The sequence below is a fragment of the Thioalkalivibrio sp. ALJ7 genome, from assembly GCF_000376865.1.
Classification (GTDB): Bacteria; Pseudomonadota; Gammaproteobacteria; order Ectothiorhodospirales; family Ectothiorhodospiraceae; genus Thioalkalivibrio.
In genome coordinates this window covers 457,968-474,847 of sequence record NZ_AQXQ01000011.1, presented here as the reverse complement: position 1 = coordinate 474,847, position 16,880 = coordinate 457,968, and the positions used below count along the sequence as shown (strand labels likewise).

Here is a 16,880-nt window from a genome sequence, read left to right as displayed (position 1 = left end):
TCTCACCGGACCGAATTGGTTCAGCCCGGAACGGGCTCAGGATAGCGCGCGATGACCAAGGGCACCTCTGCGCGAATCGCACGTCCGCGTTGGTGCCCCCAGTTTCGGGGGACAGGGCGCGGCGTTGTGGCTCCCTTGAGCAGGATGACTGCTCGGCAGTCAACGCGCCTTATTCGCACATAAAAGCGACTCGAGCGTAGACGCACGATCCGTGCAGAGGTGGCCTACACGTCCCCGCAGCGGGCTTGTGCGCGGGAAGTGGGCCTGCAGGAATTCCATCTGGTCGGCCAGTACGCGCTTGCCCTTGAGGAAGATGTACTCCGCATGGGTGGGCGTGAACGGGATCGCCAGCAACTGCATGCCCGCCTCCTCTGGCGTGAACCCGGCCTTGTGGTTGTTGCAGCGCTTGCAAGCCGTCACGACGTTGTTCCAGGTGTCCTCACCGTTCTGGCTGATCGGCGTGACATGGTCGCGGGACAGGTCACACTCGCGGAAGGAATTGCCACAGTAGAGACACAGGTGGGCGTCGCGGCGGAAGAGTGTGGTGTTGTTGAGCGGGGGGATGTAATCGTTGAAGCGGGACTGACGGGTGCCGTGCGTAGCGATGATCGAGTTGACTTCGACCCTTGATTGCAGCCCGGTGCGCGCGTTGATACCGCCGCGCATGCGATAAAGCGGACTCCCACAGGTGTAGGCCACCTGCTCGGTGTAATAGAGGCGCACGGCCTGCTCCAGGCCGATCCACTCCAGCGGCATACCCGCAGCATCCGTGCGCAGGACTTGATGCTCGGTCGGCAACATGACCTCGTCCCGTTTCAAGGAAACACGGATTTGCTCACGCGTCTCGCTCGGTGACCGGCGAGTGAACAAATCGATGCCTCCTTCGGTGCTCGTCTGACAATAAACAGCCCTGAAGAACAAAGCAATTACAACACCATGACCCGCGGTATCGAAGGTTCGCCGGGCCCGGCATAGCCCCCCGGGCGCTGTGGACACGGTTTAAGCGCCAGGCTGATTCCGCTACACTCGCGGGTCGTTTTTTGTGCGGCATGGCTCGGTTCGAGCGTGCAGCATCCGATTTCACCACCCGCGAGCGCGGCTGATCGTCCGGTAAGGAGTACGCGGACGTTTGGCCCGGGGAGAGAGCGCATGGCAATCAAATTATCCGTTCCCAAGGAGTCCGCCAGCGGCGAGCGCCGCGTGGCCCTGGATCCGTCGGTAGCGGCCAAGTTCAGCGATCTGGGCGTCACCGTGCAGCTGGAGAAGGGTGCCGGCTCCAATGCCCAGTTTCCGGATGCGGCCTACGAGAAGGCGACCGTGGTCGGTACCGAGACCGCTTACGGCCAGTCGGACCTGATGGTTCGCGTGGCACCGCCAACGGTTGAAGAAGTGAACCAGCTGCCGGAGGGCTCGACCGTGGTCAGCCTGTTCCACGCCCACCGCAACCCGGACGTGGTCAAGGCAATGCAGGAGCGCAAGATCCTGAGCTTCGCGATGGAGCTGATTCCGCGCATCTCGCGCGCCCAGAGCATGGACGTACTGTCCTCGCAGGCGGCCGTGGTCGGTTACAAGGGCGCGATCATGGGTTCGGATCTGTCCTGCCGCTTCTTCCCGATGCTGACCACCGCGGCCGGCACCATCCGCCCGGCCAAGGTCATCGTGATCGGCGCCGGCGTGGCCGGTCTGCAGGCGATCGCAACCGCCAAGCGCCTGGGTGCGATGGTCGAGGCCTATGACGTGCGCTCCGCCACCAAGGAGCAGGTCGAATCGCTGGGTGCGAAGTTCCTGGATCTCGGCGTCTCCGCCGAGGGCGAGGGGGGCTACGCCCGCGAACTCACCGAAGAAGAGAAAAAGCAGCAACAGGACGCCCTGGGCGAGTACATCGCCAAGGCGGACGTGCTGATCACCACCGCCGCGATCCCCGGTCGCGATGCGCCCAAGCTGATCCCCAAGGAAATGGTCGAGGGCATGAAGCCGGGCGCGGTCATCATCGACCTGGCGGCCGAGGGCGGCGGCAACTGTGAGCTGTCCAAGCCGGGCAAGACCAGCCGAACCAAGGGCGTGGTCATTCACGCACCGCTGAACGTGCCCTCGCAGGTCCCGCTGCACGCCTCCGAGATGTACGCCAAGAACCTGCTCAATTTCCTCACGCCGATGATCGCCGAAGGCGGTGAATTCAAGCCGGACTGGGATGACGAAGTCATCGCCAAGAGCGTGCTGACGCGCGACGGCGAGATCGTGCACGAGGCCACCCGCGAGGCCCTCAAGGGAGCGAAATCATGATCATCGAAGGCTTTATCGCGCTGTACATCTTCATGCTCGCGGCCTTCACCGGCTACGAGATCATCTCCAAGGTACCGGTCATCCTGCATACCCCGCTGATGTCCGGTTCCAACTTCGTCCACGGCATCGTGCTGGTCGGGACCATGGTCGCGCTGGGCCATGCCACGACCCCACTGGAACAGGCCATCGGCTTTGTCGCCGTAATCCTGGCCGCGGGTAATGCCGTGGGTGGCTACGTCGTCACCGAACGCATGCTGGAGATGTTCAAGACCAGCAAGAAGGACGACAAGAAGGGAGATAACGCATGAGCATGATCATCAACCTCGCCTACTTTGCGGCGGCGGTCCTGTTCATCGTCGGCCTCAAACAGATGTCTTCGCCGACCACCGCGCGGCCGGGCATCATCTGGGCCGGCGTGGGCATGGTGATCGCCACGCTCGTGACCTTCGTGCACCCGGAGATCTCCGGCGGCGTGAACTACACCCTGATCATCCTGGGCATCGTCATTGGTGGCGGCCTCGCCTGGTGGAGCGGCAAGAAGGTCGCGATGACCGACATGCCGCAGATGATCGCGCTGTACAACGGCATGGGCGGCGGTGCCGCAGCCGGTATCGGTGCGATCTACCTGCTGCAGGCAACCCCGGAAACGGTCAGCAACACCGGCCTGGCGATCGCCGTGACCGGCTCGCTGATCGGCTCGGTGGCCTTCTCCGGCTCGCTGGTGGCCTACGCCAAGCTGCAGGGTCTGATGAAGAAGACCTTCACCTTCGGCGGCCAGCAGGTGGTGAACATCGCGATCTTTGCGATCACCGTGATCCTCGGCTTCATGCTGGCAACCGGGGGCGGCGAGATCGGTTCGGCCACGCTGCTGCTGTTCTTCGTCCTGTCGCTGGCCTTTGGCGTGCTGATGACCCTGCCGATTGGCGGCGCTGACATGCCGGTAGTCATCTCGCTGTACAACGCCCTGACCGGCCTTGCAGTTGGTCTGAAGGGTATCGTCCTCGACAATCCGGCCCTGATGATTGCCGGTATCGTGGTCGGTGCGGCCGGTACGCTGCTGACCCAGCTGATGGCCAAGGCGATGAACCGCCCGATCAGCAACATCCTCTTCAGCCAGTTCGGTGGATCCAGCGGCGGCGCGGAAGAGACGATCGAAGGCACCATGAAGGAGATCCAGGCCAACGACGCCGGGATCATGATGGCCTACGCCGAGAAAGTGATCATTGTGCCGGGCTACGGCATGGCCGTGGCGCAGGCACAGCACAAAATCTGGGAGTTCACCCAGCTGCTGCAGAAGCGTGGCGTGGACGTGAAGTTCGCGATCCACCCGGTCGCGGGCCGCATGCCCGGGCACATGAATGTGCTGCTGGCCGAGGCCGGCGTGCCCTACGACATCATCTTCGACCTCGACGAGATCAACGAGGAGTTCAAGACTGCGGATGTCGCCATGGTGATCGGCGCGAACGACGTCGTGAATCCGGTGGCCCGGACCAACCCGGACTCCCCGATCTACGGCATGCCGATTCTGAACGCCGACCAGGCCCAGAACGTCATCTGCGTGAAGCGCGGCAAGGGTTCCGGTTTCTCGGGTATCGAGAACCACCTGTTCTATGCCGACAACAACCAGATGCTGTACGGCGACGGCCAGAAAGTGGCCGCCGAACTGGTGGCCTCGGTGAAGGCCCTCGGCTAGCCCGTCAGCCCCAGCAGCGAGCCCGGTTCCCGGGTCCGCAAATGAAACCCGGCCTACCGTTTAACGGTGCCGGGTTTTTTGTTGTCAGGGCCGGAGGAAAGGACCACGCCAGCGGTTTATCTGTACACACCCTGTACAGACTGCCCACAGGATGGGGGAAAAGATCCCGGTTAGCACACACAGCGTGCACACGGTTTCATGTTGTTCCATTAAATTACTGTTTTTAATAAACAAAAAGGTTCTGGTTGATTTTTGGCCAATCCAGCATCGCCCCAGCACGAACAAGCATTTAAGCCCCACCGAGCAGATTCACCCACAGACTTATCCACAGCTTTTGTGGATAACACACTGCGCCTCCCGGATACGGCCCTTGTCCCGCCATGGCACCCAACGCAGTAGACTGTGCGCATGCCTGCCGCGCCCCGAATCGCCCGCATTGCGCTGGATCGCCCGCTGGACCAGCTGTTCGACTACCGCATCCCCGAGGACCTATCGCTCGCGCCCGGACAAAGGGTGCGCGTCCCCTTCGGACGCGGCGCCACGATCGGGCTGGTGGTGGAACTAGCCACGACCAGCGACGTGCCGAAAAGTCGGCTACGCGCCATCCGCGATGTGCCGGAGGCGCATCCGCTTCTTGGACCCCATCTGCTCGAGCTCCTGTCATTCGGGGCCCGCTATTACCACCACCCGCTCGGGGAGGCCCTGCTCGGAGCCCTGCCACCGGCCGTACGCCACGGCGACCCCCTCCCCAGCCTGACCCCGGACACGCTTTGGCGACTCACACCCGGGGGCCGCAATGCGCTATCCAGCGGCGCAGCACGTGGACGTCGCCAACAATCGGTCCTCCGCAGCCTGGAGGCTGCCCCGGCGCTGGACCGCGCCACCCTGGCCGCGGCCACCGGCCTGCAGCTCACGCCCAAGGAACTGCGAGCGCTCGCCGAACGCAACTGGCTGGAAGGCATCACACCCGACCCGCAACACCCACCGCCACCGAACGCCAGCGACCACGCCCTGACGGCGGAACAACAAGCGGCCGTCGACGCCCTGAGTCTCGACGCCGCGACACCACTGCTACTGGAAGGCGTGACCGGCAGCGGCAAGACCGAGGTCTATCTCCGGATGGCCGAGCAGGTCCTCGCCACGGGGCGTCAGGTTCTGTTCCTGATCCCCGAGATCGCGCTGACGCCACAGCTGAGTGCACGCATCCAGCAGCGCTTTCCGGGTCAGGTGGCGCTGCTCCATTCGGGCCTGGCCGAAGGCGAACGCCTGCGCGCCTGGGAGGCCGCGCGCCAAGGCCAGCGGCGCATTGTGGTCGGCACCCGGTCCGCGCTGTTCACGCCCCTGCCCGACCTCGGCCTGATCATCGTCGACGAGGAGCATGACAGCGCCTTCAAACAACAGGACGGATTCCGCTACAACGCCCGCGATCTGGCCATCAAGCGCGGCCAGCTGGAACAGGCCCCGGTGGTCCTCGGCTCCGCCACTCCCACCCTGGAGACCCTGTACGCGGCCACCACCGGGCGCTACGCCCACGCCCGCTTGGCCAGCCGACCCGACGGCACCCGCCCGCCCATGGTCGAAAGCATCGACACCCGCGTGCACACCCCGGACGAAGGCCTGACCGCCCCTCTGCTGGACGCCATGACGCAGACCCTCGCGGCCGGCCACCAATGCTTCCTGCTACTCAACCGCCGCGGCTTCGCCCGGGTTCTGGCCTGCGACGCCTGCGGCTGGGTCGCCGAGTGCCCCGACTGCGATGCGCGCCTGACCGTCCATGCGCACAACCCACGCGCCGTCTGCCACCTCTGCGGCCACCAGGAGCCGCGCCCCCAGCGCTGCCCGGAATGCGGCGAAGCGCTGGCCCAGCGCGGCCTGGGCACCCAGCGTCTGGAACTGGCCCTGGCCCGCCATTTCCCGGAGACTCCACTGATCCGACTGGACCGGGACAGCATTCGCCACAAGGGGGCGCTGGAGGAGGCCCTGGATCGCATCCGCCAGCTCGACGCCGCCATCGTGGTCGGCACCCAGATGCTGGCCAAGGGCCACGACTTCCCGCAGGTGGGTCTGGTGGGCGTGATCGACGTCGACCAGGGCTTGTTCAGCGTCGATCTGCGAGCGACCGAAAACACCCTGCAGCTGATCGTCCAGGCCGCGGGGCGGGCGGGCCGCGGCTCCGGCGGCGGGCGCGTGCTACTGCAGACCGGACACCCCGATCACCCCTTGATCCGCGGCCTCGATGCCGAGGACTACCCGGCCATGGTCGCGCCCCTGCTGGAGGAGCGCGCCGCCGCCGAGATGCCCCCGCACGGCCACCTGGCCCTGGTACGGGTCGAGGCCGGCGATGCTGACACCTCCCGGCGCCATGCCGAGCGCATCGCCACACACCTGCGCGACGCGGCCACCGATGGCCTCCGCGTGCTGGGTCCTGCCCCCGCGCCGCGCCACCGCGTCAATCGCCGTTTCCGCGAACAGATCCTGCTGCAGTCCACCCGCCGCGGTCCGCTTCACGAGGGTCTGCACCAGGCACGCCATGCGTGGCAGGCCGACGACCTTCCGCGCAGTATCCGCATCGCGATCGACATCGACCCGGCCTCCCTCGCCTGAGTCTCGCGAGGGGCGGCACGCCCCGGACTTACGGGTTAGAATGCGGCCCTTTTTACACGACGGAACGAGCCCCTCTTGAAAGACACCCTCACCGAGGCCCTCGCGGCCGCCCTGGAGACCCTGGTAGCCGATGGCCGCGTGCCCGCCGATCATGGCGTCGAGGTTCAGGTCACCCGCGCGCGCGACCGCGAGCACGGCGATTTTGCCAGCAACCTGGCGATGCAGCTCGCGCGACCGGCGAAATCAAAGCCGCGGGATCTGGCCGAGGCCCTTAGCGCGGCGATGCCAACTGTGCCCGGCCTCGCCGCCACCGAGATCGCCGGGCCGGGGTTCATCAACTTCCGCCTGGCCGCGGATGCCCGTGCGCTGGTGCTCGGCCGCATCGCGACCCAGAGTGCCGACTTCGGGCGTTCCAGCGTGGGCGGTGGCCGACCCATCCAGGTCGAGTTTGTCTCCGCCAACCCCACCGGCCCGCTGCATGTCGGCCACGGCCGCGGCGCGGCCTTCGGGGCGACGGTCGCGGACCTGCTGGATTTCTGCGGCTTCGATGTCACCCGCGAGTACTACGTGAACGATGCCGGGCGGCAGATGAACATCCTCGCCGCCAGCGTCTGGCTGCGTTACCTGGAACGCCACGGCGTGGACGTGCCGTTCCCGGCCAACGGCTACCAGGGCGACTACATCTACCCGGTGGCCGACACCCTGACCGCACAGATCGGCGAGCAAGGCGTGCATCCGGCCGAGGCCATCACCCGCGACCTGCCAGCGGACGAGCCCGCCGGGGGTGACAAGGAAGTCTTCATCGACGCCGTGATCGCCCGCGCCCGCGAGGTGCTGGGAGAAGACCTCTACCGCAGCGTCTTCGACTGCGGCCTGAACGCGATCCTCGAAGACATCCGCGACGACCTGCGCGAGTTCGGGGTCGAATACCAGTGCTGGTTCTCCGAGCGCAGCCTGGCCGACTCCGGCGCGATCGACGCCGCGGTGGACGAGCTGCAAACCCGTGGCGCCCTGTACGAGCAGGACGGGGCGCTGTGGTTCCGCTCCACCGAATACGGCGACGACAAGGACCGCGTGGTACGCCGCGAGAACGGCGACTACACCTACTTCGCCTCCGACATCGCCTACCACCGCGAGAAGTTCCAGCGCGGCTTCGAACGCGTGATCAACATCTGGGGCGCCGACCACCACGGCTACGTCCCGCGCGTGCGCGCCGCCCTGCAGGCCCTGGGCCTGGAGGCCGACCGCCTCGACGTGCTGCTGGTGCAGTTCGCGATCCTCTATCGCGGGGGCGAACGCCTGCCGATGTCCACCCGCGCCGGGCAGTTCGTCACCCTGCGCGAGCTGCGCGACGAGGTCGGGTCGGATGCCGCGCGCTTCTTCTATGTGCAGCGCCGTTGCGACCAGCACCTGGACTTCGACCTGGATCTCGCCAAGTCGCAGTCCAATGACAACCCCATGTACTACATCCAGTACGCCCACGCGCGCATCGCGAGCGTGCTGCGCACTGCCGCCGAGCGCGGCCACGCCCCGGCAACCGCCGAGGCCGAAGGCCTCAGCACCCGCCTGGCCGAACCCCTAGAGGATGACCTGCTGGACCGCCTCGACCGCTTCCCTGAAGTGATCGCGGCAGCGGCCGAGGCCTGCGAGCCACATCAGATCGCCCAGTACCTGCGCGATCTGGCCGCCGGTTTCCACACCTATTACAACGCGGTACCGTTCCTGAATGCCGACGACCCCGAGGTCATCGCGGCCCGACTGGCATTGATCACCGGGATCAAGCAGGTCCTGGGCAACGGGCTGCGCCTGCTGGGCGTCACCGCCCCGGAACGGATGTAGAACCATGGCCCAGGCGCGCAAGACCCGTCGCAAACCCACTCCGCGGAAGACCTCCCGGCCGATACCCGGCTGGGTGTGGATGCTGATCGGCCTGGGTCTGGGGCTGGGGATTGCCGCCATCCTGTACCTGCAAGGGGCCGACCGTTCGCCCGACCTCGGCGCGTTGTTTGGCGACCCGGACGACACGCCCGCCGCAATGGCACCCGTCCCCGCCCCGGTGGAACGCGACACGGTGCCCTCGGACGACGAGCCCCGCTTCCGCTACTACGAGCTGCTGCCCGAGGACGAGATTCGCGTACCGGAGTCCGAACGCGACACCGCCGCTCCTGCCCTGCCACCCGCCGAATCGCCCAGCGAAGGCGACCCGGTGGTACTGCAGACGGGATCGTTCCGCCGATTCGAGCAGGCCGACGAGATGAAGGCTCGCCTGACCCTGATCGGCCTGGACCCGCAGGTGCACGAGGTCGAGATCCAGGGCGAGACCTGGTATCGCGTCTACCTCGGCCCGTTCAGTGACGAGGAGCGCGTACGCCAGGCACTGGAGCGGCTGCGCACGGAGAACATCGAGGCCCTGCGTCTGCGCTACCAGGGTTGATCGTGAACCCGGCCCCCGCCCCGGATCTGGACGCCCTCGCGGCCCGCATCGAGGCGCTGCCCGCCGGCCGCGAACGCAAGGATCTCGCAGACCTGCTGCGCCGAGCCCGCCAGCGCCAGAAGCGCGGGCAGCCGTGCGACCGCATGGCCCGCACCCTCACCGAACGCCTGGCCACCACCGAGGGAGCCAACCCCCAGGTAGGCAGCGACGAGCGCGCCCGTCTGCGCCCGCACCCCATCTACGCTGGCGACCTGCCGATCCACGCCGAGCGCGAACGGATCGTTGCGGCCATTCGCGAACATCGGGTGCTGGTGCTGTGCGGAGAGACCGGCTCCGGCAAGACCACCCAATTGCCAAAACTATGCCTGGAAGCCGGGCGCGGGGAGGCCGGACTGATCGGCCACACCCAGCCGCGCCGCATCGCCGCACGCTCCGTCGCCAGCCGCATCGCCGAGGAACTGGGCACCACGCTCGGGGGTGATGCGACCTCCACCGTCGGCTTCAAGGTGCGCTTTTCCGACCAGACCGGGCCGAACAACTGGGTCAAGCTGATGACCGACGGCATGCTGCTGGCGGAGCTGGCGCATGACCCGGAGCTGCGTGCCTACGACACCCTGATCGTCGACGAGGCCCACGAGCGCAGCCTGAACATCGACTTCCTGATGGGCGTGCTCAAGCGCCTGTCGAAGAAGCGCCCGGAGCTGCGCATCATCATCACCTCCGCCACGCTGGACCCGGAGCGGCTGTCCGCGTTCTTCGACGACGCCCCGATCCTGACCGTGGCCGGACGCACCTACCCGGTGGAGCTGCGCTACCGCCCGATCGAGCCGGAAGACGCGGCCGACGAGGAAGACGCCGGCCGCGGCGAACGCGACCTGTTCGACGGCATCCGCGACGCGGTGGCCGAATGTGAGCGCGCCGGGCCCGGCGACATCCTGGTGTTCCTGCCCGGCGAGCGCGAGATCCGCGACGCCCACAAGGCCCTGCGCGGGCAGGTGCGCGCGGATACCGAGGTCCTGGCGCTGTACGCACGCCTGTCCGCCCGCGAGCAGTCGCGGGTGTTCCAGTCGCACGCGGGCCGGCGCATCGTGCTGGCCACCAATGTCGCCGAGACCGCGCTGACCGTCCCCGGCATCCGCTTCGTGATCGACTCGGGGCTGGCCCGCGTCTCGCGCTACTCCTGGCGCTCGCGGGTCCAGCGCCTGAGCCTGGAGCCGATCTCGCAGGCCGCCTGCGACCAGCGCGCCGGGCGCTGCGGACGACTGGGCCCCGGCATCTGCATCCGCCTGTTCGCGGAGGACGACTACAACCTGCGCCCGCCGTTCACCGACCCGGAGATCCAGCGCTCCAACCTCGCCTCGGTGATCCTGCAGATGGCCGCGCTGAAACTGGGCCAGCCGCGCCAGTTCCCGTTCGTGGACCCACCCGACCCGCGTCTGGTCAAGGACGGCTACCGCCTGCTGGAGGAGCTGGGCGCGGTGGATGCCCGCGGCCGCATCACCCCGCGCGGCCGCCAGTTGGCGCGCATGCCCATCGACCCGCGCCACGGCGCGATGCTGCTGGCCGGGGCCGATCACGGCTGCGTAACCGAGACCGCGACCATCGCCGCCTTCCTGTCGCTGCAGGACCCGCGCGAACGCCCGGCCGAGGCCACGCAAGCGGCGGACCAGGCCCATCGGGAGTTTCAGGTCGAGGGCTCCGACTTCATGGGCATGCTGCGGCTGTGGGAGGCCTGGCACACCGCGCGCGAGGACCTCGGCTCGAATGCGCTGAAACGCTGGTGCCGCGAGCACTTCCTGAACTTCCTGCGCGTGCGCGAGTGGCAGGAGTTGCGCGTGCAGCTGCTGCGCCAGGCCCGCGAGATGGACCTGAAGCCGAACCACCAACCGGCCGACGCCGAGCCCGTGCACCGCGCACTGCTGACCGGGCTGATCAGCCAGATCGGGCAGAAGACCGAGCGCGGCGACTACCTCGGCGCGCGCAACCGCCGCTTCCAGATCCATCCCGGCTCGGTCCTGGCGAAAAAGAAACCGGCCTGGGTGATGAGCGCGGAGATCGCCGAGACCACCCGCGTCTACGCCCGCGACAATGCCCGCATCGAGCCCGACTGGATCCTGGCCGCGGCGGCGCACCTGCTCAAGCACCATATCTTCGAGCCGCACTTCCAGCGCCGCAGCGGACGCGTCGGGGCCTTCGACCGTATCACCCTGTACGGCCTGGTCGTCGCCCCGAAAAAGCCGGTGGACTTCGCAAGACACGACCCGGCCGAAGCGCGGCGCATCCTGATCCGCGAGGGCCTGGTCGGCGGCGAGCTGCGCACCCGCTCCAAGGGGGTGCAGGCCAACCGCGAAGCGGTGGCCGAGATCGCCGAGCAGGAGGCGCGCGGGCGCCGACGCGACCTGCTGGTGGAAGAGGATCGGCTGTTCGACTTCTATGACGCCCGCCTGCCGGCGGAGATCACTGACGGCACGAGCTTCGAGACCTGGGCGCGCAAGGCCGAGAAGCGGGACCCCGACGCCCTGCGGATCGACCGCGCGGAGCTGCTGAACGAGCCGGACACCGCACTCCCGCAAGGGGCCTACCCCGATCACCTGGAGCTCGAGGGCCTGCGCCTGCCGCTGGCCTACCGCTTCGAACCGGGCCAGCCGGACGACGGCGTGACCGTGACCATCCCGATCGCGGCGCTGAATGCGGTACCCGACTGGCTGGGCGACTGGCTGGTACCGGGGCTGCTGGAGGAGCGCGTGACCGGCCTATTGAAGAGCCTGCCCAAGGGCCTGCGCCGCCAGTTCGTGCCCGCGCCGGATTTCGCGCAGGCCGCGCTCGCGCGCATCGAACACCGCCAGGGCCCGCTGACCCCGGCGCTGGCCGAGGCCCTGCGCGCGATGACCGGCACCGAGATTCCGCTGGATGCCTGGCGCCCGGAGAACCTGGAGCCACACCTGGTGATGCGCTTCCGCATCCTCGACCCGGAAGGCAGCGAGCAGGCCAGCGGCCGCGACCTGGCCGCGCTGAAGCGCCGGCTGGGCGACAGCGCCGAGGCCCATTTCGACGCCAGCCGCCCGGACGAGATCACCCGCGAGGGGATCACCGAATGGGACTTCGGCGCGCTGCCGGAGAGCGTCGAATTCGATCACCAAGGGGCGCAGCTGCGCGCCTTCCCGATTCTGGTCGATCGCGGTGACGCCGTCTCGCTGGAGCTGGAACCGGACCCGGCGCGGGCCGCGCGCGCCCACCGCGCGGGGCTGCGCCGGCTGTTCCTGCTGGGCGCGCGCAAGACCGCCCGCGATCTGCGCCGCCAGCTCCCGGAGATCGAACGCGCCTGCCTGAACTACTCGACACTCGGCAGCTGCGAGGCCCTGCGCGACCAGATCCTGGAGGCCGCGGCCGACCGCGTGTTCCTGGCCGAGCCGTGGCCACGCGAGGCCGAGAACTTTCAAGAGCGCCTGGAGGCCAGCCTGCCCGAGTTGTCGCCGACGGTGATGGAACTCTCGCGCCTGGCCGCCGAGATCCTGCGCCACTGGCACGACCTGCGCACCCGGCTGCAGGGGGATCTGCCGCTGTCCTGGATCGAGGCCGCACGCGACATCCGCGAGCAGCTCGACGCCCTGGTCCCGGCCGATTTCCTGCTGCGCACCCCGCACGCCGTGCTGCCCGAGCTGCCGCGCTACCTGCAGGCGATCGACAAGCGTCTGGAACGCCTGACCCAGGCCCCGGACAAGGACCGCGCCCGACGTGTGGCAGTCGAGCCACTGTGGCAGCAGGCACAGGAACTGATCGCGCGCGCGCCGGACCACCCCGACGTGCTGGCCTTTCGCTACCGCATCGAGGAGTTTCGCGTCTCGCAGTTCGCCCAGGAGCTGGGCACCCGCGAGAAGGTGTCGCCCAAACGCCTGGAACGCGAATACGCGACACTGATCCAACGACTGGCCAGTGGCACATGAGCCACCACGATAAAAGGATCGAGGGATGCGCGTAGCGGTGATTGGCGCCGGGGTCATCGGCGTCACCACAGCCTGGTACCTGCAGGAGGCCGGAGCCGAGGTGGTATTGCTGGACGCCAGCGCGGAGCCGGCCAGCGGGGCCAGCTTTGCCAATGGCGGCATGCTACACGCCAGCCACGCCGAACCGTGGAATACTCCGGGCGTGGGTCTCGACCTGTTGCGCTACCTGGGCCGCGCCGACTCGCCGCTGCTGGTGCGACCGCGCGCGATGCCGGGCCTGGTCGGCTGGGGGCTGCGCTTTCTCTGGAACAGCCGCCGTAGCACCTTCGAGGAACACACCCGGCTGAATGCCCGCCTCGCGACCTTCTCCCTGCAGGAGATCGACCGCCTGCAGCGCGAGCTGGACCCCGAGGGGCTGAACTTCGGCTTTCGCCGCTGCGGCATTCTCAAACTGTTCCAGGACCCGGCCAGTCAGGCGCGCAACCGAGCCGCCAGCGAGGGCATGATGGACGTCGGCGTACGCTTCGAGGACTGGGACGTAGAACGCATCATCAGCGAAGAGCCGGCACTCGCACCCGTGCGCGACCGGCTGTGCGGCGGGCTGTATTTCCCGGATGACGCCATCGGTGATGCCGCCCGGTTCACCACCGGCCTACTGGCCATCACCCGGCGCCGGGGGCTGACCTATTACCCGGGCATCGGGGTACGACGCCTGCGAACCTTCCAGGGACGCCTTGATGCGCTGGAGACCTCGGCAGGGCCAATCGCTGCAGATGCCTGTGTAGTTGCCAACGGCTACCACGCGCCCGACCTGCTGCGCCCGCTGGGCATCCGGCTACCCGTAGCGCCGGTGAAAGGCTATTCGCTGACCCTGCCGATGGAGGCCGACTCGCGGCTCAACCTGCCGTTGATCGACGACGCCAACAAGGTCGTGATGACCCCGCTGGGCAATCGCCTGCGCCTGGCCGGCACCGCCGAATTTGCCGGGCGTGATCGCCACCTGAACCCGCAACGCGCCGCCAGCGTGCTGGACCACTGCCGGCGCACCCTGGTCGGCCTGCCCGAGCAGATGGATGCCGAGACCATGGCCCCATGGACCGGCCTGCGCCCGATGAGCGCCCGCGGCACCCCGATCCTCGGAGCCACCCAGGTACCAGGCCTTTACCTCAACACCGGTTCCGGCCACCTCGGTTGGACCTTCGCCTGCGGCGCCGCAGCGCTGGTACGCGCCAGCGTACTGGGCGAAGACCCGGCCCTGCCGCTGGACGGCCTTACGCTCTGATCTCGAACGGCTAAGCGTAAGGAATGCCCGGGTCGATGCATTTCGCTACGCTACGGCCGGCGTGAGCCCATGCCTTCCTCATGCTCATCCAGAACCTGCACGCGCTTCCCGTCTCCCTGTGACCAACCTCTTGATCGGCCTTTCTCCGTGACCTCCGTGTGCTCCGTGGTGAAGAGCCCTATCACCCGGTCGTCACGAAGCCGCGAACACCATCCGAATACGGGCGCCATGGAGTTCCGGGGCCTGCTCAATGAACAATGCCCCACCATGGTCTGTGACCAGGGTATGAATAATATTGAGACCCAGACCCTGGCCCTCGGTGGCACCCTCGTCCTGCCCACCGCGGGTGTCTGCCCTTGTACCCCGTTCCAGGACTCGTGCTCGATCGACTGGCGGGATACCAGGACCATCGTCGTCGATGATCAGCATCACCTCGCCGGGCTTGCAGCGGGTGGTGATCCGCACCCGAGTGGTGGCATGGCGAATGGCATTATCCAGGGTGTTACCCAGTAGCTCGAAGATCGCACCACTGTCCATACGCAGCGCACAACCGGGGGTCAGGTCGGTCTCGATCTCCACGCCTTCCTGATTCGCCAATCGGCCCAGCGCCTGGCCGGTGCGTTCGATAATGGGCGCCAGCGGCTCGGGAGCCTGGAACGGTGCCGGCCCCAGGCGCTGCGCATGATTGAGTTGGTGCTGGACAATCGCCTGCAGCCGATCCACCTGACGACACATGTCTTCGTTATCCGGGCGTGCGCCCTCCAGGTTCAAACGCAGTGCCGAGATCGGCGTCTTTAGACTGTGGGCCAGATCCGCCAGCGCGTTCTGCTGACGCGCCAGGCGCGCCCGCTCGAACTCCACCAGATCATTGATACTGCCCGTCAGTGCCCGAACTTCGGTGGGGTAATGCCCTTCCAGGCGCGCGTGGTCACCATGGCGCAACGCATCCAGGTCGCTGCGAACCTGTCGCAGTGGGCGCAGCCCCCAGAACCACAGCGCCAGGGAAAGTACGATGATCATGGAGATGGTCATGGTCATCAGCCCCTGCCAGAGACTGGTACGGTACTGCTCCACCTGCTCGCTGAAGGCTTCCCGATCCTCCAGCATCTGGAAGGTCAGGCCGACCTGGTCGCCTTCCAGCTCCCACTGCACCGGCAGGCTGAAACTGAAGTATTCGTCCTCCGACCAGTCCCGCAGCGAGACTCCAACAGCCGAAGGGGAGCGCCACAGCGTCTGGCCATCCTCACCCAGGATGCGTGCATAGAGACCGCTGACCGGCAATTGCAGCCGGCTCTCGGGGAGCATCTCGGGCACGCGCACATCGGCCGGGCCGATCACCTCGGCCAGCCCCATCAACAGCAGGACCTGGGCCTCCAGGCGGGTCTCGACCGCATCGGCCGCATTGTCGCGAAAGGCCGCCTCTAGCACCCAGGCCGTCAGCAGGGAGAAGATCAGAACGGTAACGACCGTGACCCCCGCGAGGCGCAGGACCAGACTGCCACGCAGCTTGCGCAGGGCCGCTGTCATGCGGACCGGGCGGCCTCGCGGCGGGTCATCGGGTGGTATCCGGCTCGTTTTCCGGGGCGGCGTCAGGCTCGCGGGCGAAGCGGTATCCACGTCCGCGCAGGGTTTCGATCAGGCCCAGGCTGCCATCGGCATCCAACTTACGGCGCAGGCGCCCGATCAGGACCTCGATCACGTTGCTCTCGCGATCTTCGTCGTGGTCATAGAGGTAGTCCGCCAGCGCATCCTTGCTGAGCACCCGGCCCGGCTGGCGTACCAGCGTCATCAACAACCGGTATTCAAAGGTCGTCAGGGTCACCGGCTCGCCGTTCAGCCAGACCTCGTCGCTCGCGGTATCGATCACCAGCGGGCCAAACTGCAAGCGCTCCTGACCGGACTGCAGGCTGCGCCGTGCCAGGGCCCGCAGACGCGCGAGAAGCTCCTGAATATGGAAGGGCTTGGCTAGATAGTCGTCACCCCCGGCCTCCAGACCCTCGACCTTGTCCTGCCAGCGATCGCGAGCGGTGAGAATCAGGATGGGCAGGCGCGGCTTCGACTCGCGTGCCTTGCGGATGACGTCCAACCCATCCATCCCTGGAAGGCCCAGGTCCACCACCGCGATATCGCAGTTGTATTCGGTGAGCAGGTAGAGCCCCGTCTCGCCGTCGGACGCGGTATCGACGCGGCAGCCGCTGCGATCCAGCTCATCGGCAATCTGGTTGCGCAGTGCGACATCGTCCTCGATCAATACCACGCGCAGATTCATTCCGGGAGCTCCACTTCGGTGCCTTCCTCGATCCGGAGGGTCCGCACCTGCTGGTCGTTGGTCAGAATCCGGATCACAAACAGGCGAGCGCCGTATTGGCCGACATCTTCGCGTGCTTGTAGAACCCGTCCTGGATAATGGGCTTCAATCTGGGCGACCGCCTCGTCGAGGTCCCAGACGGCGGCCTCGGGATCCTCGGTGTTGAACTGCCCTTGTGCCGGGAGCGCTACACACAGGAGCGTCGTCAGTACGAGCGCGCACCCCACGCGGGGCCGTGTCAGGCCTCGCCCGCGGTATCCGAGCTGCAGATCCGGCATCGGTCGCATATCGGTTAATTCTCCGGGCGTTCAGGGGCGGCAGATGTTGAAGAA

Annotated in this window: 12 protein-coding genes; 8 read left to right on the top strand and 4 right to left on the bottom strand. The window is 67.2% G+C overall.

Going from position 1 to position 16,880, the window contains the following annotated elements; translation table 11 throughout:
- Nucleotides 1-159: 159 nt before the first annotated feature.
- Nucleotides 160-801, bottom strand: coding sequence for an HNH endonuclease (locus D002_RS0108550; protein ID WP_018141504.1), 642 nt, complete (start codon nt 799-801; stop codon nt 160-162).
- 348 nt (nt 802-1,149) lie between these two features.
- Here D002_RS0108550 and D002_RS0108545 point away from each other — a divergent pair, with 348 nt between their 5' ends.
- The 8 genes from D002_RS0108545 to D002_RS0108510 all read left to right on the top strand — a co-directional run bounded on the left by D002_RS0108545 (nt 1,150) and on the right by D002_RS0108510 (nt 14,240).
- On the top strand, nt 1,150-2,283 hold the full coding sequence (locus D002_RS0108545) for an NAD(P) transhydrogenase subunit alpha (protein WP_018141503.1): 1,134 nt from the start codon (nt 1,150-1,152) through the stop codon (nt 2,281-2,283).
- Complete coding sequence (locus tag D002_RS0108540) at nt 2,280-2,591, top strand: NAD(P) transhydrogenase subunit alpha (protein WP_017942675.1); 312 nt, start codon at nt 2,280-2,282, stop codon at nt 2,589-2,591. The genes D002_RS0108545 and D002_RS0108540 overlap by 4 nt, the downstream gene beginning before the upstream one ends.
- Nucleotides 2,588-3,976: an NAD(P)(+) transhydrogenase (Re/Si-specific) subunit beta gene (locus D002_RS0108535; RefSeq protein ID WP_018141502.1), complete on the top strand. Its 1,389-nt coding sequence runs from the start codon at nt 2,588-2,590 to the stop codon at nt 3,974-3,976. The genes D002_RS0108540 and D002_RS0108535 overlap by 4 nt, the downstream gene beginning before the upstream one ends.
- A 408-nt stretch (nt 3,977-4,384) precedes the next feature.
- Nucleotides 4,385-6,580 carry a primosomal protein N' gene (locus tag D002_RS0108530; protein ID WP_018141501.1) on the top strand — a complete coding sequence of 732 codons (2,196 nt, stop codon included), beginning with the start codon at nt 4,385-4,387 and terminating at the stop codon, nt 6,578-6,580.
- Between the two features lie 75 nt (nt 6,581-6,655).
- Nucleotides 6,656-8,419, top strand: coding sequence for an arginine--tRNA ligase (gene argS, locus D002_RS0108525; RefSeq protein ID WP_018141500.1), 1,764 nt, complete (start codon nt 6,656-6,658; stop codon nt 8,417-8,419).
- A 4-nt stretch (nt 8,420-8,423) separates the two neighbouring features.
- Nucleotides 8,424-9,014 (top strand): SPOR domain-containing protein, encoded by a 591-nt coding sequence (locus D002_RS0108520; protein ID WP_018141499.1) that lies wholly within the window; start codon nt 8,424-8,426, stop codon nt 9,012-9,014.
- 2 nt (nt 9,015-9,016) lie between these two features.
- Nucleotides 9,017-12,958 (top strand): ATP-dependent RNA helicase HrpA, encoded by a 3,942-nt coding sequence (gene hrpA / locus D002_RS0108515; protein WP_026181617.1) that lies wholly within the window; start codon nt 9,017-9,019, stop codon nt 12,956-12,958.
- Between the two features lie 25 nt (nt 12,959-12,983).
- Nucleotides 12,984-14,240 (top strand): FAD-dependent oxidoreductase, encoded by a 1,257-nt coding sequence (locus D002_RS0108510; RefSeq protein WP_018141497.1) that lies wholly within the window; start codon nt 12,984-12,986, stop codon nt 14,238-14,240.
- Nucleotides 14,241-14,432: 192 nt separating this feature from the next.
- Here the strand turns inward: D002_RS0108510 and D002_RS0108505 are convergent, their stop codons facing one another.
- From D002_RS0108505 to D002_RS0108495, 3 genes are read right to left on the bottom strand one after another with little or no spacing between them, the layout of a single operon-like run.
- Nucleotides 14,433-15,767: an ATP-binding protein gene (locus tag D002_RS0108505; RefSeq protein WP_018141496.1), complete on the bottom strand. Its 1,335-nt coding sequence runs from the start codon at nt 15,765-15,767 to the stop codon at nt 14,433-14,435.
- A gap of 25 nt (nt 15,768-15,792) precedes the next feature.
- Nucleotides 15,793-16,509 (bottom strand): response regulator transcription factor, encoded by a 717-nt coding sequence (locus D002_RS0108500; RefSeq protein ID WP_018141495.1) that lies wholly within the window; start codon nt 16,507-16,509, stop codon nt 15,793-15,795.
- Nucleotides 16,506-16,835 carry a PepSY domain-containing protein gene (locus tag D002_RS0108495; RefSeq protein ID WP_018141494.1) on the bottom strand — a complete coding sequence of 110 codons (330 nt, stop codon included), beginning with the start codon at nt 16,833-16,835 and terminating at the stop codon, nt 16,506-16,508. Before D002_RS0108495 ends, D002_RS0108500 begins: the two co-directional genes overlap by 4 nt.
- Nucleotides 16,836-16,880: the final 45 nt, after the last annotated feature.

Excerpts from the sequence above, each read along its gene's own strand:
- D002_RS0108550 (WP_018141504.1), bottom strand. The coding sequence starts at position 801 with ATGTTGCCGACCGAGCATCAAGTCCTGCGCACGGATGCTGCGGGTATG.
- D002_RS0108545 (WP_018141503.1), top strand. The coding sequence starts at position 1,150 with ATGGCAATCAAATTATCCGTTCCCAAGGAGTCCGCCAGCGGCGAGCGC.
- D002_RS0108540 (WP_017942675.1), top strand. The coding sequence starts at position 2,280 with ATGATCATCGAAGGCTTTATCGCGCTGTACATCTTCATGCTCGCGGCC.
- D002_RS0108535 (WP_018141502.1), top strand. The coding sequence starts at position 2,588 with ATGAGCATGATCATCAACCTCGCCTACTTTGCGGCGGCGGTCCTGTTC.
- D002_RS0108530 (WP_018141501.1), top strand. The coding sequence starts at position 4,385 with ATGCCTGCCGCGCCCCGAATCGCCCGCATTGCGCTGGATCGCCCGCTG.
- D002_RS0108520 (WP_018141499.1), top strand. The coding sequence starts at position 8,424 with ATGGCCCAGGCGCGCAAGACCCGTCGCAAACCCACTCCGCGGAAGACC.
- D002_RS0108510 (WP_018141497.1), top strand. The coding sequence starts at position 12,984 with ATGCGCGTAGCGGTGATTGGCGCCGGGGTCATCGGCGTCACCACAGCC.
- D002_RS0108505 (WP_018141496.1), bottom strand. The coding sequence starts at position 15,767 with ATGACAGCGGCCCTGCGCAAGCTGCGTGGCAGTCTGGTCCTGCGCCTC.
- D002_RS0108500 (WP_018141495.1), bottom strand. The coding sequence starts at position 16,509 with ATGAATCTGCGCGTGGTATTGATCGAGGACGATGTCGCACTGCGCAAC.
- D002_RS0108495 (WP_018141494.1), bottom strand. The coding sequence starts at position 16,835 with ATGCGACCGATGCCGGATCTGCAGCTCGGATACCGCGGGCGAGGCCTG.